Below are 23,514 nucleotides of genomic sequence, written 5' to 3'. Positions count from 1 at the left end.
TTAGGCGCGATACTGCTTAATCAATTCAATAAAGTGGTCGAACAGACCGGCACAGTCGTGCGGACCCGGACTCGCCTCGGGGTGGCCCTGGAAGCTGAAGGCCGGACGGTCGGTACGATGGATGCCCTGGAGCGACCCATCGAACAGGGAGACGTGAGTCGCGCGCAGGCACTCGGGCAGGGTGTTCTCGTCCACCGCGAAGCCGTGGTTCTGGGCGGTGATCATCACGGTGTTGTCGTCCAGACTCTTCACCGGGTGGTTGGCACCGTGGTGGCCGAACTTCATCTTGACGGTCTTGGCGCCGGAGGCCAGGCCCAGCAGCTGGTGGCCCAGGCAGATGCCAAACACCGGGGTGTTGGTATCCAGGAAGGTTTTGATCGCCTCGATGGCGTAGTCGCACGGCTCGGGGTCGCCGGGGCCGTTGGAGAGGAAGATGCCATCCGGGTTCATCGCCAGTACCTCGGCGGCCGGGGTCTTGGCCGGTACCACGGTCAGGCGGCAGCCGCGGTCCACCAGCATGCGCAGGATGTTGCGCTTCACGCCGAAGTCATAGGCCACCACGTGGTACTTGAAGTCGCCCTCTGCCGGGGTCACGTGCCCCTTGCCAAGCTGCCAGCTGCCTTCAGTCCAGCGGTAGGATTCGCTCACGGTCACTTCCTTGGCCAGATCCATTCCCTTCAAGCCGGGGAAGGCGCGGGCCTGGCTCAGGGCATGGGCCTCGTCGAGCTGCTTGCCCGCCAGGATGCAACCGGCCTGGGCACCTTTCTCGCGCAGGATACGGGTCAGCTTGCGGGTGTCGATGTCGGCGATGCCAACGATATTGTGGGACTTGAGGTAATCGGAGAGGGATTGCTGATTGCGGAAGTTGGAGGCCAGTATCGGAAGGTCCCGGATGATGAGGCCCTGAGCATGGACCTGACTGGACTCTTCATCTTCGCTGTTGGTGCCGGTGTTGCCTATATGGGGGTAAGTGAGGGTAACGATCTGACGGGAATAAGAGGGATCAGTGAGGATTTCCTGGTAACCCGTCATCGACGTGTTGAAAACCACTTCACCAACGGAACATCCCTCGGCGCCTATCGACACGCCTTTGAACACAGTTCCATCTTCCAGCACTAGCAATGCAGTGTGATTCAAGACAACCTCCAGTTATTTAGCTTTAAATTCAGCAATTTACCTGGGTGTTGCGGGTCCGGACGCTGTTTGAAACAGGGTTCAAACCCGGCAGATTTCTGGCAAATTGGGCGCATTCTACTTAAAAACGATCTCATTTCAACGTCTTTTCTCGTCTGAAATGCATCTAAATTCAATAAACAAGCAACATTACCCATTATCTATGCACTTCATAGCTTTGCAACCCCCTCCCCGAAAAGAAAAGTAAAAACCCCGACAAAAAGCCACTTTGTGCGCCCCACAAAGCAAACAAATCATATTTTTTTTCATATAAATCAATTAATTGATTTTCTTAAAAAGAAATAACATTAAACATAAACCCCTTTTTACAGGCAGAAAAAATCACCAATTCGGTGGAAAACGTTTTTCTATGTTTGAATTTTTAGTCTGATTGACGACAAGAAAAAAAGGGGGTTATAGGGGACTATTGAGACCCAAACCCGTTACCCTTTGATGACATCCATGTCGCGAGAGTTTGGCGAGTTTGTAAGAATTGCAGGATTTAGGCGGGTTCACTTAAAAAGTGATGACTAAGGCTTGTTTCTACAAAAACTATACGAAAGACCCCGGCAAACCGGGGTCTGGCACTCAGGGCGGGGGCGCGGATGCGCTCCCTCTCTCCTCGCGGCACCTTATTTCAGGCCGAGCACATCCTGCATGTCGTAGAGGCCGGCATGCTGGCCACTGAGCCACTTGCCCGCCCGCACCGCGCCGTTGGCAAAGGTGAGCCGGCTGGAGGCCTTGTGGCTGATCTCCACCCGCTCGCCGATGTCGGCAAACATGACGGTGTGCTCCCCCACCAGATCCCCGGCGCGGATGGTGGCAAAGCCGATGGTATTGCGATCCCGCTCGCTGGTGATCCCCTCGCGGCCATAGACGGCGCACTCCTTGAGATCGCGGCCAAGAGTTTTCGCCACTACCTCACCCATGGAGAGGGCGGTACCGGACGGAGCGTCCACCTTGTGTCTGTGGTGCCCCTCGATGATCTCGATGTCGGTGTAATCCCCCATTACCCTGGCGGCCTGCTCCAGCAGCTTGAACACCAGGTTGACGCCGACCGAGTAGTTGGACGCGAAGACGATGCCGATCTGCTTGCCCGCCTCGTGCAGCGCCGCTTTGCCCGCCTCGTCAAAGCCCGTGGTGCCGATCACCATCCGCTTGTCGTGAGCCAGGGCGAAGGCCAGGTTGGCCAGGGTCACCTCGGGGCGGGTGAAGTCGATGATGAGATCGAACTCATCGCGCACCTTGTCCAGGCTGTCGCTGATGGCCACCCCGAGACGGCCCAAGCCGTTGAGTTCACCCGCATCCAGACCAATCACGGCAGAGCCCGGCCGTTCCAGCGCCGCCCCCACCACCACGCCCTCGGCGTTGGCGATAGCCTCCAGCAGCACCTTGCCCATACGACCATTACAGCCCATCACGGCCACACGGATCGGATTGTCCATCTCCACCCTCTCATCTCTTTATTTTGGAAAGAGACCGTTTTACCAGCCCGCGCCCCCTTTGAAAAGCCCGGCGTGGCCGCCCACGGGCATCCGATTTTTTATCAACTAAATAACCAATACACCGAATAATCGACAAAACAAAAACCCAGGACAGAATCATAAAGTAAAAAGAATTATCCATCTGGACGTCTATCTTGACCCCTTGCCCCCGACTCACTACTGTAGGCCCCCCATGGTGGCAGGATGCCCGCCCTGTGTAGAGTCAATCCGGCCCGACACAGGTTGCGACAGGAGGTCATTGTTCAAGTTTCGAGGAACACATGATCCAGACCCAACCCAGTGCCAGAGCCCTGCTGCCCCTTCTGGTCTTTCTTGCTCTCTTTATCGGTACCGGTACCTGGCTGACCCTGCAGGGGGTCGAGTTCGCCTTTTACCAGTTGCCCGCCCCCGTCGCCGCCCTGCCCGCCGTCATGCTGGCCCTGATGCTGGGACGTGAGGGGTTCAACAAGAACCTGGAGACCTTCTTCAAGGGGGTCGGCGACAGCAACATCATGGCCATGTGCCTCATCTATCTGCTGGCGGGCGCCTTTGCCACCGTGGCCAAGGCCACCGGCGGGGTGGATGCCACGGTCGCCCTCGGTCTGTCGCTCATCCCGGGCTGGTGCCTGCTGCCGGGGCTCTTCCTCATCTCTGCCTTTATTGCCACCGCCATGGGCACCTCCATGGGCACCATAGGCGCCATCGCCCCCGTGGCCCTCGGCGTCGCCCAGGCCACCGGCATCGATCCGGTGCTGATGGCGGGCACCATCCTCTCCGGCGCCATGTTTGGCGACAACCTCTCCATCATCTCCGACACCACCATAGCCGCGACCCGCAGCCAGGGCTGCGAGATGAAGGACAAGTTCCGCGAGAACGTCAAGATTGCCGCCCCCGCCGCCGTGCTGGTCATCCTGCTCTATCTGATGTTGGGCTCCACGGGCGAAGCGCCGGCCCCCACCGCCGAGGCGGACGTGCTCAAGGTCGCGCCCTATCTGCTGATCCTGGTGCTGGCGCTCTCTGGCATGAACGTCTTCATGGTGCTGGGGCTCGGCATCATCGCCGCCGGCGGCGTGGGGATGATTGGCGGTTATCCCCTCGGCCAGTTCAGCAAGGACATCTATCAGGGCTTCACCAGCATGCAGGAGATCTTCCTGCTCTCCATGCTCATCGGCGGCCTCGGCGCCCTGATGGAGCGCCAGGGTGGCCTGGCCTGGATCAGCGCGCGCATCAGCGCCCTCATCGCCCGCTTCACCCGCAGCCACGACGGCGAGCAGAACGAGAAAGCGGCCGAGCTCGGCATCGCCGGGGTGGTGAGCCTCACCAACCTCTGTACCGCCAATAACACGGTGGCCATCATAGTGGCGAGCAAGGTGGCCCGGGATCTCGCCGAGCAGCACGGGGTCACCCCGCGCCGTGCCGCCTCCATGCTCGACATCTTCTCCTGCGTGGTGCAGGGGCTCATCCCCTGGGGCGCCCAGGCGCTGCTGCTGGGCTCCATCTTCGCGCTCTCGCCCCTGGCGGTAGTGAGCATGAGCTTCTACCCCATGGCGCTGGCCCTGGCCGCCGTCGCGGCTGTCTTCATCAAGCACCAGATGAGCGCGGTGGCGGCGCCCTCCCCCCGCGCCTGATTGTCCCTCCCAGGGCTGCCGCCAAGGCGGCCCTGGTCGGTGCGCTTTTCATCCCGCCGGCCCCTTGTTAAGGTAGCGCCACCCCCTTCCTCTCACAGGAGTCCCCATGCCGGATACCCAGCCCGAGCGGCAGACGTTGCGCCAGCTCATCCGCCAGCGCAGAAAGAGCCTGAGCCAGGCCGAGCAGCAGGCCGCGGCCCAGCAGCTGGTCGAGCGCTTTCAGGAACACCCCGGGATCCTCGCGGCCAGGCGCATCGCCCTCTATCTGGCCAACGACGGGGAACTCGATCCCCTGCCCGCCATTCACTGGCTCTGGGCCCAGCAAAAAGAGGTCTTCCTGCCGGTGCTCCACCCCTTTACTCCGGGTCACCTGCTCTTCCTGCGCTACACCGCCACCAGCCCCATGACTCGCAACCGCTACGGCATCGCCGAGCCCGAGCTCGATGTGCAGCAGGTGGTGCCCCACAGCATGCTGGATCTCATCTGCACGCCCCTGGTGGCCTTCGATGCCACGGGCAACCGACTCGGCATGGGGGGCGGCTACTACGATCGCACCCTGGCCTGCTGGCACGAGCACGGGCTGGGCCCAAGGCCCCTGGGACTGGCCCACGACTGCCAGCAGGTGGATGCCGTGCCGCAGGAGCAGTGGGACGTGCCGCTCCCCCAGATCATCACCCCCAGCCGCTGCTGGCACTTTGCGTGATCCCGCTGGAGAGACCCGAGATTGCCTCCTTCCCCACCCCCCGGCTTAATAAACAGGCAAACGATTTACATCTTGGGGATTTTTGCGTCATAAGGTGAGCGCCATGGTCGCTCTGGGAAGGCGGCTTGGATATAATGCGCCCGCTTTTTCCATAAGGATCCATCATGACTCAAGATGAAATGAAGAAGGCGGCCGGTTGGGCTGCGCTCAAATACGTGGTGCCCGGTTCCATCGTCGGCGTCGGCACCGGCTCTACCGTCAATCACTTCATCGACGCACTGGCGACCATGAAAGACCAGATCAAGGGCGCGGTATCGAGCTCTGTGGCCTCCACCGAGCGCCTCAAGGGCTTTGGCATCCCGGTGTTTGACCTCAACGACATCGACGCCCTCTCCGTCTACGTGGACGGTGCCGACGAAATCAACGCCACCCGCGACATGATCAAGGGGGGCGGCGCCGCCCTGACCCGCGAGAAGATCGTGGCCGCCGTGGCCGACCAGTTCATCTGCATCATCGACAACACCAAGACCGTCGACGTCCTGGGCTCCTTCCCCCTGCCGGTAGAAGTGATCCCCATGGCCCGCGAATACGTGGCCCGCGAGATCCGTGCCCTGGGCGGCAACCCGGTGTGGCGTGAAGGGGTGGTCACCGACAACGGCAACCACATCCTGGACGTGAAGGGCATGGCCATCACCGACGCCAAGGGGCTGGAGATGCAGCTCAATGCCATCGTGGGCGTGGTCACCAACGGCCTGTTCGCCCACCGTGGCGCAGACGTGGTGCTGATCGGTACGCCCGAGGGCGTGGTCACCCGCTAAGGATCTGCCAGCGGGCGGCCGGATCCCGTAATCTGGCTTTCCCGAATGGACAACGGCGCCTGATGGCGCCGTTTCTATTTATCCCTCAATGGCTTGGCGCAGCCCCTCTGCAAAAATCGTTGATAACTTCAAAGAATTTGACTTTCGTCACAAATATTCCCTCTCCCAAACGTTTTTGCTACTTTACGGTTTTCTTCACACTGCAAGCCTGAACGCATTTTCAAAAACAATAGAGGGAACGTCATGACAGCCAAGTTTTCGCTGGACAAGGATAAGATCAAAGTACTGCTGCTGGAGGGAGTCCATCCCAACACGGTGGAGACCTTTCGGGCCGCCGGTTACACCAATATCGAGTATCTGAAGACATCCCTGTCGGAAGAGGAGCTGATCGAGCGCATTCGTGACGTGCACTTCGTGGGCCTGCGTTCACGCACCCAGATCACCGAGAAGGTGCTGGACGCCGCCACCAGGCTGGTGGCCATCGGCTGTTTCTGCATCGGCACCAACCAGGTTTCCCTGGATGCCGCCCACGTGCGCGGCATTCCCGTCTTCAACGCCCCCTTCTCCAACACCCGCTCCGTGGCCGAGCTGGTACTGGGGGAGATCCTGCTGCTGCTGCGCGGCATCCCGGAGAAGAACGCCAAGTGCCATCGCGGCGTCTGGGAGAAGCTGGCCAACCGTTCGGTGGAGGCGCGTGGCAAGAAGCTCGGCATCATCGGCTACGGCCACATCGGCACCCAGCTTGGCATCATCGCCGAGATGATCGGCATGAAGGTCTACTACTACGACATCGAGAACAAGCTCTCCCTAGGCAACGCCATCCAGGTGCCCAACCTGGTGGAGCTGCTCAACATGTCTGACGTCATCAGTCTGCACGTGCCGGAGACCGCCTCCACCAAGGATCTCATCGGCGCCGAACAGCTGCGCATGATGAAACCGGGCGCCATCTTCATCAACGCCTCCCGCGGCACCGTGGTGGACATCGAGGCCCTGGCCGACTCCATCAAGAGCGGTCACCTGGCCGGCGCCGCCATCGACGTCTTCCCGGTGGAGCCCAAGTCCAACGACGAAGAGTTCCTGACCCCCCTGCGCGGCCTGGACAACGTCATCCTGACCCCCCACATCGGCGGCTCCACCCAGGAGGCCCAGGAGAACATCGGTCTGGAAGTGGCCAACAAGCTGGTCAAATACTCCGACAACGGCTCAACCCTCTCTGCCGTCAACTTCCCGGAAGTCTCCCTGCCGGGTCACAAGGGCTCCAGCCGCCTGCTGCACATACACCGCAACCAGCCTGGCGTCATGAACCAGATCAACCAGATCTTCGCCGACGAGGGGATCAACATCGCCGGTCAGTACCTGCAGACCAGCAGCGAGATCGGCTACGTGGTGATCGACGTGGAAACCGAGCACAGCGAGAAGGCCCTGGCCCGTCTCAAGGAGATCAACGGCACCATCCGTGCCCGTATCCTCCACTGATAAGCCCTTATCTGCGCAACAAAAAGCCCGTCGTGATGACGGGCTTTTTTATGTCAGGAGAAAGGTTGCTCCCGCAACCTACCACCACCCCAGCAGATTGCGGCCCACCAGGGCGCCCCACACCAGGGCGTTGAGGGCCAGGGCGATGAAGACGGCGGCGGAGCCCAGATCCTTGGCGCGGCCGGAGAGTTCGTGATGCTCGGAGCCGATGCGATCCACCACCGCCTCCACGGCGGAGTTGATCACCTCGACGATCACCACCAGCCAGCTGATGCAGACCAGCAGCAGGATCTCGTTGAGGGAGTCACCTATCCAGAATGCCAGCGGCATCAGCAGCAGGATCAGCACCAGCTCCTGGCGGAAGGCGGCCTCGTTAATCCAGGCCGATTTGAGACCCTTCATGCTGTAACCGGTTGCGTTGATGATGCGGGTGATCCCGGTCGCGCCTGGCTTTGCCACGATAACTACCTCATTTGGAATGGCTTTTAGGCTCACATCCTATCAGAGCCGCCCGAGGTTTCCATCGGGGGAGTTTTGCTTTATTTTATTCCCTTGCATTTTGGCGTCCCGCCCCCCTATCCACTCGAGAATTGAGTCGTATGTCCATTCACACCGATGAATTGCGCACCCGTCGCCTGGAGTCCCTGATCACGCCCAGCGAGCTGGCGCACGCCTTCCCGTTAAACGACACCGTGGCCCAGAACCTGCTGGATGCCCGCCGCCAAGTGGAAGCCATTCTGGCCGGGGAAGATCAGCGCCTGCTGGTCATCGTCGGCCCCTGCTCCATCCACGATCCCGCCGCCGCCCACGAATACGCCCTGCGCCTGAACAAGCTGCGTGAAGAGTACAAAGAGAGCCTGTGCATCGTGATGCGCACCTACTTCGAGAAGCCGCGCACCATCGTCGGCTGGAAGGGGCTCATCAACGATCCGCGCCTCGACGGCAGCTTCGACGTCAATGAAGGGTTGAAGCTGGCTCGCAAGCTGCTGGTCGACATCAACGAAACCGGCATGCCCACCGCCACCGAGTTCCTCGACATGGTGACCGGCCAGTACATCAGCGATCTCATCACCTGGGGTGCCATCGGTGCGCGTACCACCGAATCCCAGGTTCACCGCGAGATGGCCTCCGCTCTCTCCTGCCCGGTGGGGTTCAAGAACGGCACCGACGGCAATACCCGCATCGCCATCGATGCGGTGCGCGCCGCCCGTCACAGCCACATCTTCTACTCCCCGGACAAGGACGGCAAGATGACCATCTACCGCACCGCCGGCAACCCTTACGGCCACGTGATCCTGCGCGGCGGCCACAGACCCAACTACGACACCGCCAGTATCGACGAGGCGTGTGAAGCCCTGGCCCAGGTGGGCCTGCCCGAGCGCCTGGTGGTGGATTTCAGCCACGGCAACAGCATGAAGGATCACCGTCGCCAGCTGCTGGTGGCCCAGGACATCTGCGATCAGCTGCGCCGCGGCCGCACCGGCATCGCCGGCATCATGGCCGAGAGCTTCCTGGTGGAAGGGCGTCAGGACGTGGAGAACGGCTGTGCCGCGACCTTCGGCCAGAGCATCACGGATGCCTGCCTGTCCTGGGAAGACACCGAAACCCTGCTGGCCATGCTGGCAGAGGCCGCCAAGGTGCGTCTGGAGAAAACCCGCCAGGGGTAACGGCTGTGTCATCATCCTTCGGCCAGAGCATCACGGATGCCTGCCTGTCCTGGGAAAACACCGAAACCCTGCTGGCCATGCTGGCAGAGGCCGCCAAGGTGCGTCTGGAGAAAACCCGCCAGGGGTAACGGCTGTGTCATCATCCTTCGGCCAGAGCATCACGGATGCCTGCCTGTCCTGGGAAGACACCGAGACCCTGCTGGCCATGCTGGCCGAAGCGGCCAAGGTACGTCTGGACAAGCTGGGCTGAACAGCGAATAAAAGCAAAGGGGCCAGTATTCCTGATACTGGCCCCTTATTCTTGCAGGCGGCCGATTACGCTTCGCTAATCGACCCTACAAACGCTATCTCTCCTCTGCGCTCCGTTCTCAAAGACTCGGCATAAACCAGACCCGGCCCGCCGCCTCGATGCGCTCCGTCCTTATCTGGAACACCCGCTCCAGCAGCGCCGTGTCGATGACCTCGACACCCCCCTCGCTCACCACCTTGCCCTGTTGCAGGCAGAGAATGCGATCCGCCCAGTCGATGGCCAGGTTGATGTCGTGGATGGCGACCACCACCAGCAGCCCCTGTCCGGCCAGCCGCTTCAGCAACCGCAGCAGCGCCAGCTGATGGTGCAGATCCAGCCCCGCCAGGGGCTCGTCCAGCAGCAGGAGCCGCCCGGCCGGGTTCAGGCCCGGCCACAGCTGCAGCAGGGTGCGGGCGATCAGCACCCGTTGCTGCTCCCCGCCCGAGAGGCGGCTGAAGTCCCGCGCCAGCAGTCCCTCCAGCTCCAGGGCCCCGCAGATCTCGGCCACGGCCCGGTTCTGCGCCTGCGCCTCCCCTTCTTCCCCCAGCCCCAGGCTCAGCACCTGGAACACCGGGATGTGAAACAGCTGGGGCTGGCGCTGGGGCAGCATGGCCCGCCGCTTTGCAAGCTCGGGCCAGCTCAGGGCCGTGAGGGCCTCCCCTCCCAGCAAGACGACGCCCTCGGCGGGCAGAATGCCGGCCAGGGCCCCCAGCAGGCTCGACTTGCCACTGCCGTTGGGGCCGAGCAGCGCCACCAGCTGGCCCCCGGTCCAGGCGAGATCCAGGGGGGCGAGACGGTGGGCGATGGCGAGGGCGCGGGCCTCCAGCACGGGGAGCCCTTCGCCCTTAATGTCAGGAGCCGGCATGGGCATCTTGCCTCAGCAACAGATAGATGAAGAGTGGCGCCCCCACCGAAGCGGTGATGACGCCGATGGGCAGTTCCCCGGCGTGCAGTGCCGAGCGGGCCACCAGATCGGCGCCGAGCAGCAGGGCCCCGCCGCCCAGCGCCGAGGCGGGCAGCAGGAAGCGCTGATCGCTGCCACCGCACAGGCGCAGCAGATGGGGCACCACCAGGCCGACAAAGCCGATGACCCCGCACAGGGACACCGCCACACCGGTGAGCAGGCAGACCGCCAGCACCAACCGCACCCGCATGCGCTCCACGTTCATGCCCATGAGGCGGGCCTGGGTCTCCCCCAGCAGCAACTGCTGCAACGCCCGCCCCTGCAGGCAGAGCCAGCCGAGGGTCAGCGGCAGCACCAGCCACCACCAGGCGAACTGCTGGCTGCCGTAGGCGAGGCTGCCCATCATCCAGAACATGTATTCCCGCAGGGCGCCATCATCGGCGAAGTACATCAGCCAGGTCATGGCGGCGTTGGTGAGGATGCCGATGGCCACCCCGAACAGCAGCAGCCGGGTATGGCCGAGCCGCGCCCGGCGGGCCAGCTGTATGAGCAACATGGTCACCACCAGGGCGCCGCCAAAGGCCGCGAAGGAGAGCCCCCATCCCGGCAGGTAGATGCCGAGGGCCTTGGCCACCGCCATGGCCACCATGGCGGTGAGGCCCGCACCGCTCGACACCCCGAGCAGGCCGGGTTCGGCCACCGGGTTGTGCAGCATCACCTGCAGCACGGCCCCGCCACAGGCGAGCGCCGCCCCTGCCAGCAGGGCCAGCACGGCACGGGGCAGCCGCAGATCCAGCAGGATGCGCAGCTCCAGCTCCCCCAGGGGATGCCAGGGCAACAGCACGAACTCCCCCCAGGCGAGGGAGAGCAGGAACAGGGCCAGGGTCAACAGCGCCAGGGCGAGCAGCCAGCGGCGCTGCCAGCGCTGCTGGCGATGGATGAGAGCGAGATACACGCGGGGTCCCCGAGATGAGACGGATGCCCGTCCCCGGGGGGACAGGCAGGAAAGCTGCATGATAACAGCGTGTTACCACCCGAGGTCAAGGCTGGTAGGGCTTGGCCAGCGCCCCTATCTCGCCGCTCTCCACCATGGCTTGCAACGCCTGCGCCAGCCTGGGGCCGAGGGCGTGGTGGGGTGAGCGCTTGCTCATGCCCAGATAGAGCACCACGGGATGAGGGGGACGATAGGCCGCCTTCACGAGTTCGCCGGCATTGTGCTGGCTCAGGGCGTAGTCCACCTGGCAGTCGGTGCCGATCATCAGGGGCAGGTGCCCCCGCTCCACCATGCGCTGCAGCTGATCCTCGGTGGGCACGCCGTGCTTCTTGAGCCCGGTGTCCCCGTCGAAGGGGGAGAAATAGGCGGAGTTGAGCACATAGCCTATCTCCCGGCCACGGAGATCCCCGTAGGTGTTCAGGGTCGCCACCGCCGCCGCCTTGCCATAGAAGGCCGGCTGGCACTGGTAATAGGCCGGTTGCAGGTAGTCGATGAAGGTCGCCCGCGCCTCTGTGTGGGCCAGCCCTATCATCAGATCCGCCTGACCGGTCTGCATCTGTTTGAGGGCGCGCCCCCAGGGCACCCGCTTGAGGGTCATCGCTATGCCACTGCGCGCCTGCAGCTGGCGCAGAATGTCGATGTCCAGACCATGGAACTCGTCATTCTGCGTGATCATGCGAAATGGCGGCCACACATCGGTGACCACTGTCAGGGTTGGTGCTCCGTTTGCCAAAGCCATCACGGGCGCCCAGCTGGCAAACAGCAGACCAAGCACACCCCGGCTTGTCTTGCCCATCCCGTTCAACCTTATTTTGACATCCTGTGGGTTAAAAATACCCCCTGACGCCCCTTATGGAAACCCAGGGAGTCGAGATAAAATGCGTTGATTTTAAAGGAGAACCTAATGAACCCTATCGTGACCAGTATCGGTCTGCTCATCTGCAGCAACGTCTTCATGACCTTTGCCTGGTATGCCCACCTCAAGAGCATGAACCACAAACCCTGGATCATCGCCGCCCTGGTCAGCTGGGGCATCGCCCTGTTTGAATACCTGCTGCAGGTGCCCGCCAACCGCATCGGCCACACCGTGCTGTCGGTCGGCCAGCTCAAGATCCTGCAGGAGGTGATCACCCTCACCGTGTTCGTGCCCTTCTCCATCTTCTACCTCAAAGAGGACCTGAAATGGGACTACCTCTGGGCCGGCCTGTGCATCCTGGGCGCGGTGTTTTTTGTGTTCCGTGAAAAACTGACCGGTGCCTGAGGCTGTACACTCAAGCACGGCGCTACCCTATCCCTTTGATTGACGAGGCAACACATGGAATTGAGAGACATGCTACAGATGCTGGCCAAACAGGATGGCTCCGACCTCTATCTCTCGACCGGCGCCCCTCCCTGCGCCAAGTTCAACGGCGCCCTGCGCCCCCTCAGCCAGGCCCTGCTCGAACCCGGTGAAGTGGCCAGCATCGCCGACGGCATCATGGATGCCGAGCAGAAACAGCAGTTCGAGAAGGAGCTGGAGATGAACCTCGCCATCTCCCTGCCCCAGATAGGCCGCTTTCGGGTCAATATCTTCAAGCAGCGCAACGAAGTCTCCCTGGTGGCGCGCAACATCAAGACCGAGATCCCCCGCTTCGAGGATCTGAAGCTCCCCCCCGTGCTGCTCGATACCATCATGGAGAAGCGCGGCCTGGTGCTCTTCGTCGGTGGCACCGGCTCGGGCAAGTCCACGTCGCTCGCAGCCCTCATCGATCACCGCAACCGCAACAGCGGCGGCCACATCATCACCATCGAGGATCCGGTGGAGTTCGTCCATCGCCACCACAAGTGCATCATCAACCAGCGGGAGGTGGGGGTGGATACCCGCAGCTTCCATGCAGCGCTGAAGAACACCCTGCGTCAGGCGCCGGACGTCATCCTCATCGGCGAAATTCGCGATCGGGAGACCATGGAGCATGCCCTCGCCTTCTCCGAGACCGGGCACCTGGCCATCTCCACCCTGCACGCCAACAACGCCAACCAGGCGCTGGACCGCATCATCAACTTCTTCCCCGAGGAGCGCCGCCCCCAGCTGCTCAACGATCTGGGCAACAACCTCAAGGCCTTCGTCTCCCAGCGACTGGTGAAGACCACGGACGGCGGACGGCGGGCGGCGGTGGAGGTGATGCTCGGCACCCACACGGTGCGCGACCTCATCAAGCGCGGCGAGTTTGGTGGCCTCAAGGAGATCATGGAAAAATCCAGAGCCCTTGGCATGGTCACCTTCGACAGCACCCTGTTCGATCTCGTGGTGGAGGGGGTCATCGACGAGGAGGAGGCGGTGAAGAACGCGGACTCCCAGAACAACCTGCGCCTCAAGATCAAACTCTGGCGCGAGAAGGGGCAGATAGGCAACAGCTCGGCGGCCAGCGGCTGGAGCCTGGAACCCACCAAGGACGATGAAGATCTCTTCTAGCCGCACAGCAGACAACAAAAAGGGAACCCTCGGGTTCCCTTTTTTCATGCGCGTTCAGCTGCACTGCACCAGCCCTATCCGGCCGGGCTCGCACCACTCGAACATCACCTCCTCGCTCTTGCCGCAGCAGGAGCCGCCACAGAGCCGGGTCTCGCGCTTGGCGACGCGCCCCTTGCGCATCCAGACCCCCAGCATGGCCTCCACCGCATCCTCGGAGGTGTGAAAGCGCCGGGCCAGCTCCTGCCGGCTCACCCGCCGATGCTCGGCCAGGTACTCCCCCAGATCCCGCAATATCATGAGCTTGCCTCCTCTTTGGCGCCCGCCCGTCCCGTCACAGGGTGACCACCCTGCGGGCGACGATGTCGCCGTGACGGCGGCCGAGCCACCAGATCAGCACCAGCGAGCCGCCGTAGCTTCCCACCCACATCAGGCTCTGGGTGGGGTGCGCGGCATAGGTCGCGAGCTGGTAGAACACGGTGGCACACAGGAAGGCCACGTAGTTGCACCAGGCGGCGGTAAACAGGGCCCACTGGCGGCCGGTCTCCCGCACCAGGGCGCCCATGGCGGCGGCGCAGGGCATGTAGAGCAGCACGAACAAGAGGTAGGCGAAGGCCCCGGCCACCCCGTCGAAGTGGGTCTGCATGTTGCCGTAGGTGGAGGTATCCACCTCCTGGGCCTCGGCTGCCGCCTGCCTGTCCGCCAGATCCCCCACCTTGATCCCCATGGGGTCGGTCGGGTCGATGTCAGCCAGGTTGGCGGGGATGGTGGCCAGCGCCTCCTGCAGGCTGCCGAGCAGGGAGTATTCACTCTCCTCCCCGTCGCCTGCACTTCCTGCATAGAGGCTGTTGAGGGTGGCGACCACCGCCTCCTTGGCGAAGATGCCGGTCAGGATGCCGACCGTGGCCTGCCAGTTGTCGTCCCGCACGCCGATGGGGTGCAGCACCGGCGTCACGGACTGGCTCAGCTGGCTCAGCACCGAGCGCTCCTGATCCTGGTTGCCGAAGCTGCCGTCGGTGCCGAGGGAATTGAGCACGCTCAGCACCGCCACCATCAGGACGATGGTCTTGCCGGCGCCGAAGATGAAGCCCTTGAGTTTTTGCCAGGTGCGGATCCCCACGTCCACCGGACGGGGCCACTCGTAGTCCGGCATCTCCATCACCATGGCGTCGCTCTTGCCCGGCAGCAGGGTGCTGCGCAGGAAGAGGCCGGTGAGCACGGCCACCAGGATGCCGAACAGATAGAGACCGAACACCAGGTTCTGGCCCGACTCGGGGAAGAAGGCCACCGCGAACAGGGCGTAGACCGGCAGACGGGCGCCGCACGACATGAAGGGGGCCATGGCCGAGGTCATCAGCCGCTCCCGCTCCGACCCCAGGGTGCGGGTCGCCATTACCGCGGGCACGGTGCAGCCAAAGCCCATCAGCATGGGGACGAACGCCTTGCCGGGCAGGCCGAGGCGGCGCATCAGGGCGTCCACCACGAAGGCCGCCCGGGCCAGATAGCCGGAGCTCTCCAGCATGGCGAGGAACAGGAAGAGGCAGCCCACCACGGGGATGAAGGTCGCCACCGTCTGCAGGCCGGCACCGATGCCGTCCGCGAGCACGGCCCCGAGCCAGTCGGGGGCACTGATCAGCCCCAGCAGGTGGTGCACCCCGTCCACGAACAGAGCCCCCCCCAGGATGTCGAAGAAGTCGATGAAGGCGCTGCCCACCTTGATGGCGAACATGAACATCAGGTACATCACCAGCAGGAAGAAGGGGATGCCCACCCAGCGATTGAGCAGCACCCTGTCCAGCCGCTCGCTCTGGGCGACGGTGAGCTTGCCCTGCCGGCGGCACGCCTGCTGGCACCAGTGATGGATGTGGCCGTAGCGCAAGTCCGCCAGCTGCAGATCGATGTCCTGGGCGTGGTGGGCGCGGCTCACCAGGTTGGCGGCGGCGGCCTGCTGGCCCGCCATCAGGGTCTCCTGCATGGCGACGTCCTCCTCCAGCAGGCGCAGGGCGCGGCCCCGGCCATTCAGGTGGTGGGGGGCGAGCAGGGTCTCCAGCTCGGTGATCTCCCTCTCCAGGGGCTGGCCATAATCGAGCACCAGGGCCTGCTGGGGCTGGCCGATGAACTGGTGGATCCTGGCCTTGAAGGCCGCCACCTGCTGGCGGTTGTGGGCCGAGAGCGACACCACGGGGCAGCCGAGCGCCTGGCCGAGCAGCCCCTCGTCGATGGTGATGCGGCGTTTTTGCAGCAGATCCAGCTTGTTGAGCACCACCACCATGGGCAGCCCCAGCTCCCGCAGCTGCAGGGTGAGATAGAGGGAGCGCTCCAGGTTCGCGGCGTCGATGACGTTGAGCAGCAGATCCGGCTGCTGGCTCTGGACGAAGCGGCTGGCGATCTGCTCGTCCAGACTCGCCTCCTGGTTCGCCAGGGCATAGATGCCGGGCAGATCCACCAGGGTGTAGTCGTGCCCTCCGGCGGTAAACTCCCCCATCTTCTTGTCGACGGTGACCCCGCTCCAGTTGCCCACCTGCTGGCGGGCGCCGGTCAGGGCGTTGAACAGGGAGGTCTTGCCGCTGTTGGGGTTGCCGACCGTGACCAGGTTGTAGCTCATACCGGTGTCACCTCGATACTGTTGTGAGCCCGGCTCTGTTCGCGTGTGTGATGCATATCGATACGACCCGGCATAGAGAAAGCGATGGAATGGGAAGCGTGAGTCATACCGGCTCCACCTCTATCTGACGGGCCAGGCTCTTTTGCATGGAGAGGCAGATCCCCTGACACTGGATCTGGAGCGGATCCCCGAGGGGGGCGGTACGCAGATAGAGGATCTCGGTCTGGGGCAGCAGCCCCATCACCATCAGCTTGCGCCGCAGGGGACGACCAAGGTGGTTCATGTTCTTGATGCGAGCACTCTGCCCCGGCGACAACTGTGTGAGTACCATGACGGGCTCCTGAAGTTAAACAAGAATAATTCGCTTTTAGTTGGGGGGATTATAAGCTGTGCCCCCAACATTAATTTGCGTAAAATCAAACTCCGCTTCGCTAACCGACAAAGAATTGCCATGAGTCACGACAACAACAGCCGCCTGGTCTACAGCACGGACGGCGGCATGATCAAGGAATCCGCCCCCGCACAGAGCGCCTCCCCCTTCCCCGCCGACGGGGTCGTGCGCATCCGCCGCGAGACCAAGGGACGCAAGGGCGCCGGGGTCATCAGCATCCACGGCGTGCCCGCCGATCAGCAGAAGGCCCTCGCCACCCTGCTCAAGAAGAAGTGCGGCACCGGCGGCGGCCTGAAGGAGGGCGTCATCGAGATCCAGGGGGACAAACGGGACCTGATCAAGGCCGAACTGGAGAAGGCGGGCTTTCAGGTCAAGCTGGTAGGCGGTTGATCTGCTTGTCTCTCCCGCGCTTTTTCCCTAGAATGCCGGCTCCCATCGAGGGGGAGTAGTCTCGCCACGGGTATCACCCGGCGCGACCCTGATCAACATACTTGGTGCCAACTCACCATGGTCAGGGTGATCCGGTCAAAACCGGATTTGACAAGACCTTTGACGGGCCAGTGCCACAACCGGGGACGGATGGCGCAGGCTTGTCTTTGGTTTATAACAATTCCGTCCCCCGGTCATATTTATGGAAGCCTTGTTAACCTCCACCCTGAGCGTGGCCATCGCCGAGATCGGCGACAAGACCCAGCTCCTGGCGTTGTTGCTCATCTGTCGTTTTCGCAAACCCTGGCCCATCATCGCCGGCATGCTGGCCGCTACCCTGCTCAACCATGCGGGGGCTGCCTGGATTGGGGAGTTCATCAGCCGCTGGATGGACCCCAAGGTGATGACCTGGCTGGTGGCCGGTGCCTTCATCGCCATGGCCGCCTGGATCCTGGTGCCGGACAAGATGGACGACGAAGAGAGTTCCCTGGACAAGTACGGCCCCTTCATGGCCACCTTCGTGCTCTTCTTCATCGCCGAGATCGGCGACAAGACCCAGATAGCCACGGTGCTGCTGGCGGCCAAGTACGATTCCCTGGTCCAGGTCATCACCGGTACCACCCTCGGCATGATGCTGGCCAACGTTCCCGTGGTGCTGATCGGCAAGCTCGGGGCCGACAAGCTGCCCCTCAAGGGGATCCGCATCGCCTGCGCCATCCTCTTCGTGGGCCTGGGCGTCAGCACCCTGATCTTCGTCTGACAAACCGGACACAAGGCAGTGGGATCAGCGTGAGCACTGATCAACACCGCCACCCCGGTCGTCACCCCGGCCCCCGCCTCACGGCGGGGGCTTTTTCATCTCTGCGCTTTCATCTCTGCGCCCCCTGCCGTCGCCTTCACGCCGCCAGATCTGCCCCACAGCACGGCGCCATGCCATAATGCCTTACATTTCAGGCACGACGGCATCAGGAGCCTCGCCATGCACGTCACCTCAAGACAGACCCTGCTCGACTGGGTCAGACGCGGTCACCTCCCCCGGGAGTCCCTGCCCGCCGCCCTCGCGCACTGTGAGCTGCCCCCCGGCCCCGCCCGCTGGCAGTGGCTGTTCGATCGCCTGCTGCTCTGGCTCGGCTGCCTCTGCCTCGGCGCGGGACTGGTGTTCTTCGTCGCCTTCAACTGGCAGGTGCTCGGCCGCCTCTCGCGCCTCGCCCTGCTGGAGCTGCCCCTGCTCGCCATGCTGGTGGTGCTCTGGCGCAGGCCCCTGGCCGACACGCCGCGCCAGGCCCTGCTGCTGGCCCTGGCCCTCAACCTCGGCGCCCTGCTGGCCCTGGTGGGCCAGACCTACCAGACCGGCGCCGATCCCTGGCAGCTGTTCGCCACCTGGGCCCTGTTGCTGCTGCCCCTGGCGGCGCTCGGCAGGAGCCCGCTGCTCTGGACGCTCGCCTGGCTGCTCGGCCAGCTCGCCCTGGTGCTCTACTGGCGCCTCGGCCTGTTCGACCTCTTCTTCTCCTTCGACGAGGAGGCCCTCGGCTGGTGCCTGACCCTGCTCAATGCCGCCCTCTGGGGCCTGCTGATCCTGGCCCCCGCCCGCTTCGCCCTCATGCCCTCCTGGATTGCCGGGCTGGCCGCCGGGCTCGGCATCACCCTGCTGGCCCTGCTGGCCCTGTTCAATGCCGCCTCCCCCTGGGTCTGGCCCGTCTGGCTCGCCTGGCTCGGCGCCGCCTACCTGCGCTGGCACCACAGGTTCATCGCCGGCCTCGCCATGGGGTGCCTGAGCCTCATCGCCGTGATCCTCGCGGCCCTTGGCAAGTGGATGGAGCCCGACATGAACGGCTTCCTGCTGCTCGCCCTGATCGCCATCGGTCTGTCGGTCCTGGCCAGCCGCTGGCTGCAACAACAACGGAGGCAGCATGTCTGACCTGACCCCCTGGGAGCGGCTTCGGGCCGCCCATCTGGTGGAGGGGGAGCTCCCCCGTGACGAGCAGCCCCACTGGTCGAGCCGCTTCCTGCTCGGCATGGTGGGCTGGATAGCCGCCCTCTTCCTGCTCTTCTTCCTGTTCATGGCCTTCGAGAGCCTCACCCGGGAGGCGAACCACGCCCTCACCATGGGGGCCGTGCTGATGGCCGCCGCCCTCGGCCTCAATCGCACCGCCCGGCGCACGGATCTCTGGGATCAGTTCGTGCTGGCGCTGGCGCTGGCCGCCGATGCCTGGCTGCTCTACGGCCTGCTGGACAGGCTGGATCTGCACCACGCCCCGCTCTGGTTCGGCCTCGCCGCCCTGTCCCTCTGCATCGCCGCCCTGTTCGAACACTGGCTGGTGCGCCTGTTCCACAGCTTCGCCGCCGCCATCCTGCTCACCCTTGGACTCGCCTGCCTCGGCCTGCAACTGCTGGCCCTGCCCCTGGTGATGGGCGCCGCCGCCCTCTGCTGGCTGCAGGCGGAGCGCGATCCCGTTCGCCATCAGCTCTATGAGTCCCTCACCCTGGGGCTGGCCCTCTCCCTGCTGGTGCTGGGACGGCTGCACCACCCGCTCTGGGAGGGCGGCGCCAGCGTGCTGGACGAGCTCGGCCCCTCCCGGCTGCCGCTCTGGCTCAACCCCTTGCTCTGCGCCGCCCTGCTGCTGGGGGTCATGGTGCACCTGCGCCTGCCCCTGCTGGCCTGCCTGCCCCTGGTGCTGCTCAGCGCCCTCATCCCCGGCATGGGGGCCGGCGCCCTGGTGCTGGTGCTCGGCTTTTATGCCGGCAGCCTCACCCTCATGACCCTGGCCGGCCTGCTGCTGCTGGGCTTCGGCGCCCTCTATTACTACGATCTGGGGCTGACCCTGATGACCAAGTCCTGGCTGCTGCTGGGGTCGGGCGCCGTGCTGCTCGGCGCCCGCCAGGGGCTCCAATACCTGCACGGGAGGAAAACATCATGAGACGCCTCTCCCTGTTTCTGGTCGGCCTCGCCATTCTGGCGGGGATCAATGCCACCGTCTGGCGCTTCGAGCGCGCCATGGGCAGCGGCGAGGTGGTGCTGCTCGAACTCGCCCCGGTCGACCCCCGCTCCCTGATGCAGGGGGACTACATGCGCCTCGACTACGCCCTCGCCCGCCAGCTGACGGGCCGTCAGGAGGCCGCCACCCGGACCCTGGTGGTGCGTCTGGACGGGCAACAGGTGGCGCACTGGGTGGAAGAGGGCGACCCCGACGCCCTGGCCGGGGACCAGCGCCTGCTCAAGGTGCACCAGCTCCACGGCCAGTGGCGGGTCGGGCCCGATGCCTTCTTCTTCGAGGAGGGGACGGCCGCGCAGTATGAGCGGGCGCGCTACGGGGAGTTTCGCCTGCAGGAAGATGGCGACACCCTGCTGGTGGGCCTGCGCGACGAGGCATTCAAGCCCCTCGGCGACACCCGTCCCGCCTGGTAAGGTGATGACAAGCGGCCGGCAAGGCTCGTGGTGACAAGAAAAAAGAGGGGGCCTGCAGGCGCCCCTCTTTTTCTTGTGGGGGCGGCATCACCGGGGATCCGATGTCCGGCTGGCGAAACGGCGTGACTTGGCAACACTTTACACTGGGCACTCGGCAGCGGGACGGTCAGGATGGGAACGACAAGCACAAGGGGTTGGGGCAGGCTCGCCGCCGCCCTGTTGATGGCACTCTGGAGCGGCCAGATGGCGCTGGCCAGCCCCGCACTGGCCAAGCTGCACTACCTCACCGAGGAGTACAAACCCTATAACTTCACCGGGGAGGATGGTGCCCCCAGCGGCCTTGCCGTCGAGCTGCTGCACCAGGTGTGGCAGAGGACGGGCACCCCGCCCCAGCCCGTCAGCGTCCTTCCCTGGGCCAGGGGATATTACCTGCTGACCCAGAAGCCCAATGTGGTGCTCTTCTCCACCGCCCGCACCGAGGCGCGCGATCCCCTGTTCAAGTGGGCCTGCCCCATCGGCTACGCCGAGATCGTGCTGATGGGGCTCGCCAGCCGCCCCCTGACCTTGACCCGGATGGAGGATGCCCAGCAACACACCATCGCCGCCGTGCGCGCCGACGTGGGGGAGCAACTGCTGCTCAACAATGGCTTCGACGAGCAGAAGATCATGACCGCCAACCGCCTGCCCCAGGCACTCAAGATGCTCACCTCGGGTCGGGTCGAGCTCATCGCCAGCAACAAGTCCACCCTGATGGATCTCATCAAGGCCCAGCAGCTGGATCCCGCCCGGTTCGAGGTGCGCTGGGTGCTGAGCTCCGAGCAGTTCTGCTTTGCCTTCAGCCACGCGGTGGACGATGCCCTGGTCAGGGAGTTCCAGCACGGCCTGACCCAGGTGCTGGCCAGCAGCGAATTCCAGCAGATCCAGCACAAATACTTCCCCGCCCCCTGAGCCTTCCCGCGCCGGGGCCAGGCCCCGGTGCAGTCAGCTCGTCCTCCTCGCGTCCATGCCCCTGCTCCATGCCACACCTCAATCCCCGTTCCTTTGGCGCTGGCTGACGGGCAAGAGGTGGCTCGGGCAGCGCGGCCTGTTGGTCGGGGGGACAGGCGGGACGTCGGGCAGAGAGGGCTTACTTCACCCGCATCAGGCGATGACGCTGCCCGCCAAACTCCAGCTGGACCACCTGGGAGCGCGCCATGGCCTCGACCCGGGCCAGCATCTCGGCGCTGTAGCCCTTGCGGTGCATCCACTGCATGGGCTCCTCGAAGCTCCCCTCGTTGACGATAAAGGTGTCGGTGTAGGCATCGTGCACGATGCTGACCACCCAGATGCGCTGCTGGAACTCCGAGAGGCCGGCGACGAGCGAGGCCGCCCGCGCCCCCAGGGCGCGAACACGGTCGATAAGGGGGGTTGTCATGAAGGGGGCTCCGCACTGATTGAGGGGCGACATCCTAGCACCCGGGGGTCCGGGTCACCATGGGTCATATCAAGCCGACCTCGCGCCTTTGCCGGTGCCCCTTGCCTCAATGGGGGCGCGGCGGCACCGGGTTCTCTTCCTGTGCGCGGCGCTGGCGCTTGACCGCATACATGCGCGCATCGGCCTGGCGCAGGGCCTCGTCGACGCTGATCTGCCCAGGATCGACCGCCACTACCCCCACGCTGGCGCCGGGGTAGTGAAGTGACTGCTCGCTGCCGAGGGGCAGTTGCAGCACGCTGTGTTCGAACAGCCGGCGCTGGAAGGTCTGCACCGCCGCCTCCACCGTCTGCGCCTCCGGGATGGGCCCCATGCCCACGGCGACGAACTCGTCGCCCCCCACCCGCGCCAGCATGTCGCCGCCGCGCAGGGTCTCGCTCAGTTGCCGCGCCATGGCGACGAGCAGCAGATCCCCCACCTCGTGGCCGTGGGTGTCGTTGATCCCCTTGAAGCCGTCGAGATCGATAAAGGCGATGAGCACCGGATGACCGGCCCTGTCCGACAACGAGAACAGGCGGGCGAGTTCGAGCATCAGGGCCCGGCGGTTGGGCAGCCCGGTCAGGGGATCGGACAGAGCCTGACGGGAGAGCTCGTTGTTGGCCCGCTGCAGCTGGTGCAGCAGTTGCTCCCGCTCCACGTGCTCGGCGATGAGCCGCGCGAAGAAGGCGATCAGGTGTTCCGCCCCCGCCACCAGGGGTTTGCGCTCGGCGCTGGCACCGCACAGGGTGCCATAGAGGGAGCCGGACGAGGTGCGCACCGGGCTGCTCAGGTAGGTGCGAATGCCCAGGGCCCTGGCCGCCTGGGAATCTCCCCAGCTGTCGGTGACGTCGTCGCTGTAGCGGCGATCCTCGTCGATGGCCCGCCGGCACAGGGTGTCGTGCCACTCCACCGTCGCCCCCTCCGGGATCTGCAGCCCGGCCGCGTTGCGGGCAAACAGGATGTGCTGGGTGCTCTGCTGGAGATCGATCTGGGTGAGGTAGGTCGACTCCAGCCCCGTCACCGTCTCCAGCATCTCCAGCAGGGGCCGGGTCAGACTCTCCAGATCCCGTGCCCCGGTGACCTGTACCGACAGAGCCTGCAATATGTTGTCCATGCCTATCTCCCAAGGTGCACGTGCTTGCCGGACACCTTAGCCAACTCGGGACACCCGCCGCAAGCGCCAGTGTGGGCCTCACGGGGGGAAATCCCGCCGTTTTCACCGTCTGGCCGTCCCGCAGCCCCGCCCGGCGGCCCGCCCAGGGCCATAACTTTGAAGCAGCGCAAAAAATCAATCAATTCTGACACTTGGGTCAGCAATATCCATGGATCGGGCCCCGTCGGCTCCGTAGGATGGGAATGGGTGCCCGTTGGCCCCTGTTTCGTCCCCTCGGGTCAGCGGCGCATTGTGGTAGCGACAGCCAGGGGCGGCAGCGACGGAATTGGGCCGACTTCCCGGGCCTCGACAGGACGCCAGCCCGGCATCCCGCGCCTGCGGCAAGGGGCGAGGTTTCACCCTCGACGAGGCTCCCCGCCCCTCCCCCACCAACGTAGGGTGCAATAAGTGTGTAGGGTCGATTAGCGAAGCGTAATCGTCCGCGGTAACCGTCCCCTCTCCCCCGGCGGGAGAGCGGTAGGGTGCAATAAGCGG

General features: G+C 64.2%; 25 protein-coding genes. 14 read left to right on the top strand and 11 right to left on the bottom strand.

Annotated features, from left to right (window positions below):
- Positions 1-1,137 carry a glutamine-hydrolyzing carbamoyl-phosphate synthase small subunit gene (gene carA / locus J9885_RS19280; RefSeq protein ID WP_210550428.1) on the bottom strand — a complete coding sequence of 379 codons (1,137 nt, stop codon included), beginning with the start codon at positions 1,135-1,137 and terminating at the stop codon, positions 1-3.
- A 668-nt stretch (positions 1,138-1,805) separates the two neighbouring features.
- Positions 1,806-2,618, bottom strand: coding sequence for a 4-hydroxy-tetrahydrodipicolinate reductase (dapB, locus tag J9885_RS19275; RefSeq protein ID WP_210550427.1), 813 nt, complete (start codon positions 2,616-2,618; stop codon positions 1,806-1,808).
- A 320-nt stretch (positions 2,619-2,938) separates the two neighbouring features.
- Between dapB and J9885_RS19270 the strand changes: the two genes are divergently transcribed.
- From J9885_RS19270 to serA, 4 genes are all read left to right on the top strand, one after another.
- A complete protein-coding gene (locus tag J9885_RS19270; protein ID WP_210550426.1) occupies positions 2,939-4,285 on the top strand; it encodes a Na+/H+ antiporter NhaC family protein in 1,347 nt (448 codons plus the stop codon).
- Positions 4,286-4,391: 106 nt separating this feature from the next.
- Entirely contained in the window at positions 4,392-4,988 is a 597-nt protein-coding gene (locus tag J9885_RS19265; protein WP_210550425.1) for a 5-formyltetrahydrofolate cyclo-ligase, read from the top strand.
- 164 nt (positions 4,989-5,152) lie between these two features.
- Positions 5,153-5,806, top strand: coding sequence for a ribose-5-phosphate isomerase RpiA (rpiA, locus tag J9885_RS19260; protein WP_043759655.1), 654 nt, complete (start codon positions 5,153-5,155; stop codon positions 5,804-5,806).
- 243 nt (positions 5,807-6,049) lie between these two features.
- Positions 6,050-7,282 carry a phosphoglycerate dehydrogenase gene (serA, locus tag J9885_RS19255; protein ID WP_134696464.1) on the top strand — a complete coding sequence of 411 codons (1,233 nt, stop codon included), beginning with the start codon at positions 6,050-6,052 and terminating at the stop codon, positions 7,280-7,282.
- 78 nt (positions 7,283-7,360) lie between these two features.
- On the opposite strand, the gene J9885_RS19250 is transcribed toward serA, so the two are convergent.
- Positions 7,361-7,741, bottom strand: a complete 381-nt coding sequence (locus J9885_RS19250; protein WP_210550424.1) for a diacylglycerol kinase — start codon at positions 7,739-7,741, stop codon at positions 7,361-7,363.
- A gap of 140 nt (positions 7,742-7,881) precedes the next feature.
- Between J9885_RS19250 and J9885_RS19245 the strand changes: the two genes are divergently transcribed.
- Complete coding sequence (locus tag J9885_RS19245) at positions 7,882-8,949, top strand: 3-deoxy-7-phosphoheptulonate synthase (RefSeq protein WP_134696465.1); 1,068 nt, start codon at positions 7,882-7,884, stop codon at positions 8,947-8,949.
- 5 nt (positions 8,950-8,954) lie between these two features.
- Positions 8,955-9,077, top strand: coding sequence for a hypothetical protein (locus J9885_RS20150; protein ID WP_282598315.1), 123 nt, complete (start codon positions 8,955-8,957; stop codon positions 9,075-9,077).
- 240 nt (positions 9,078-9,317) lie between these two features.
- Here the strand turns inward: J9885_RS20150 and J9885_RS19235 are convergent, their stop codons facing one another.
- The 3 genes from J9885_RS19235 to J9885_RS19225 all read right to left on the bottom strand — a co-directional run bounded on the left by J9885_RS19235 (position 9,318) and on the right by J9885_RS19225 (position 11,932).
- Positions 9,318-10,103 (bottom strand): ATP-binding cassette domain-containing protein, encoded by a 786-nt coding sequence (locus J9885_RS19235; RefSeq protein ID WP_210550423.1) that lies wholly within the window; start codon positions 10,101-10,103, stop codon positions 9,318-9,320.
- Complete coding sequence (gene btuC, locus J9885_RS19230) at positions 10,090-11,097, bottom strand: vitamin B12 ABC transporter permease BtuC (protein WP_210550422.1); 1,008 nt, start codon at positions 11,095-11,097, stop codon at positions 10,090-10,092. The genes J9885_RS19235 and btuC overlap by 14 nt, the downstream gene beginning before the upstream one ends.
- Before the next feature lie 85 nt (positions 11,098-11,182).
- Positions 11,183-11,932: a transporter substrate-binding domain-containing protein gene (locus J9885_RS19225; protein WP_210550421.1), complete on the bottom strand. Its 750-nt coding sequence runs from the start codon at positions 11,930-11,932 to the stop codon at positions 11,183-11,185.
- Between the two features lie 108 nt (positions 11,933-12,040).
- Between J9885_RS19225 and J9885_RS19220 the strand changes: the two genes are divergently transcribed.
- Both J9885_RS19220 and tapW read left to right on the top strand, forming a co-directional pair.
- The gene (locus J9885_RS19220) at positions 12,041-12,397 is read left to right on the top strand and encodes a DMT family protein (protein WP_025327402.1); all 357 of its coding nucleotides are present in this window, start codon (positions 12,041-12,043) and stop codon (positions 12,395-12,397) included.
- 54 nt (positions 12,398-12,451) lie between these two features.
- Positions 12,452-13,588 carry a type IVa pilus ATPase TapW gene (tapW, locus tag J9885_RS19215; protein WP_210550420.1) on the top strand — a complete coding sequence of 379 codons (1,137 nt, stop codon included), beginning with the start codon at positions 12,452-12,454 and terminating at the stop codon, positions 13,586-13,588.
- Between the two features lie 54 nt (positions 13,589-13,642).
- Here the strand turns inward: tapW and J9885_RS19210 are convergent, their stop codons facing one another.
- From J9885_RS19210 to J9885_RS19200, 3 genes are all read right to left on the bottom strand, one after another.
- Positions 13,643-13,885, bottom strand: a complete 243-nt coding sequence (locus J9885_RS19210; RefSeq protein ID WP_210550419.1) for a FeoC-like transcriptional regulator — start codon at positions 13,883-13,885, stop codon at positions 13,643-13,645.
- A 34-nt stretch (positions 13,886-13,919) separates the two neighbouring features.
- On the bottom strand, positions 13,920-16,190 hold the full coding sequence (feoB, locus tag J9885_RS19205) for a Fe(2+) transporter permease subunit FeoB (protein ID WP_210550418.1): 2,271 nt from the start codon (positions 16,188-16,190) through the stop codon (positions 13,920-13,922).
- A 103-nt stretch (positions 16,191-16,293) separates the two neighbouring features.
- Positions 16,294-16,521 carry a FeoA family protein gene (locus tag J9885_RS19200; RefSeq protein WP_043759641.1) on the bottom strand — a complete coding sequence of 76 codons (228 nt, stop codon included), beginning with the start codon at positions 16,519-16,521 and terminating at the stop codon, positions 16,294-16,296.
- A 120-nt stretch (positions 16,522-16,641) separates the two neighbouring features.
- On the opposite strand from J9885_RS19200, the gene J9885_RS19195 reads away from it, so the two are divergent.
- The 6 genes from J9885_RS19195 to J9885_RS19170 all read left to right on the top strand — a co-directional run bounded on the left by J9885_RS19195 (position 16,642) and on the right by J9885_RS19170 (position 21,364).
- Positions 16,642-16,971: a stress response translation initiation inhibitor YciH gene (locus tag J9885_RS19195; RefSeq protein WP_210550417.1), complete on the top strand. Its 330-nt coding sequence runs from the start codon at positions 16,642-16,644 to the stop codon at positions 16,969-16,971.
- A gap of 241 nt (positions 16,972-17,212) precedes the next feature.
- Positions 17,213-17,770 (top strand): TMEM165/GDT1 family protein, encoded by a 558-nt coding sequence (locus tag J9885_RS19190; RefSeq protein ID WP_043759638.1) that lies wholly within the window; start codon positions 17,213-17,215, stop codon positions 17,768-17,770.
- Between the two features lie 219 nt (positions 17,771-17,989).
- Positions 17,990-18,928: a DUF2157 domain-containing protein gene (locus tag J9885_RS19185; RefSeq protein WP_043759636.1), complete on the top strand. Its 939-nt coding sequence runs from the start codon at positions 17,990-17,992 to the stop codon at positions 18,926-18,928.
- The gene (locus tag J9885_RS19180; protein ID WP_210550416.1) at positions 18,921-19,928 is read left to right on the top strand and encodes a DUF4401 domain-containing protein; all 1,008 of its coding nucleotides are present in this window, start codon (positions 18,921-18,923) and stop codon (positions 19,926-19,928) included. The genes J9885_RS19185 and J9885_RS19180 overlap by 8 nt, the downstream gene beginning before the upstream one ends.
- Positions 19,925-20,416 carry a GDYXXLXY domain-containing protein gene (locus J9885_RS19175; RefSeq protein WP_210550415.1) on the top strand — a complete coding sequence of 164 codons (492 nt, stop codon included), beginning with the start codon at positions 19,925-19,927 and terminating at the stop codon, positions 20,414-20,416. The genes J9885_RS19180 and J9885_RS19175 overlap by 4 nt, the downstream gene beginning before the upstream one ends.
- A 222-nt stretch (positions 20,417-20,638) precedes the next feature.
- The gene (locus tag J9885_RS19170) at positions 20,639-21,364 is read left to right on the top strand and encodes a transporter substrate-binding domain-containing protein (protein ID WP_210550461.1); all 726 of its coding nucleotides are present in this window, start codon (positions 20,639-20,641) and stop codon (positions 21,362-21,364) included.
- 178 nt (positions 21,365-21,542) lie between these two features.
- Here J9885_RS19170 and J9885_RS19165 read toward each other — a convergent pair whose 3' ends face one another.
- Together J9885_RS19165 and J9885_RS19160 are read right to left on the bottom strand one after the other, a co-directional pair.
- The gene (locus tag J9885_RS19165) at positions 21,543-21,830 is read right to left on the bottom strand and encodes a hypothetical protein (RefSeq protein WP_210550414.1); all 288 of its coding nucleotides are present in this window, start codon (positions 21,828-21,830) and stop codon (positions 21,543-21,545) included.
- Positions 21,831-21,936: 106 nt separating this feature from the next.
- On the bottom strand, positions 21,937-22,980 hold the full coding sequence (locus tag J9885_RS19160) for a sensor domain-containing diguanylate cyclase (protein ID WP_210550413.1): 1,044 nt from the start codon (positions 22,978-22,980) through the stop codon (positions 21,937-21,939).
- Between the last annotated feature and the right edge of the window lie 534 nt (positions 22,981-23,514).

The organism is Aeromonas sp. SrichE-2G, from assembly GCF_017939565.1.
In the GTDB taxonomy this organism is placed as follows: domain Bacteria; phylum Pseudomonadota; class Gammaproteobacteria; order Enterobacterales; family Aeromonadaceae; genus Aeromonas; species Aeromonas taiwanensis.
The sequence above is the reverse complement of the archived record's forward strand: the minus strand, read 5'-3'. Positions and strand labels throughout refer to the sequence as shown.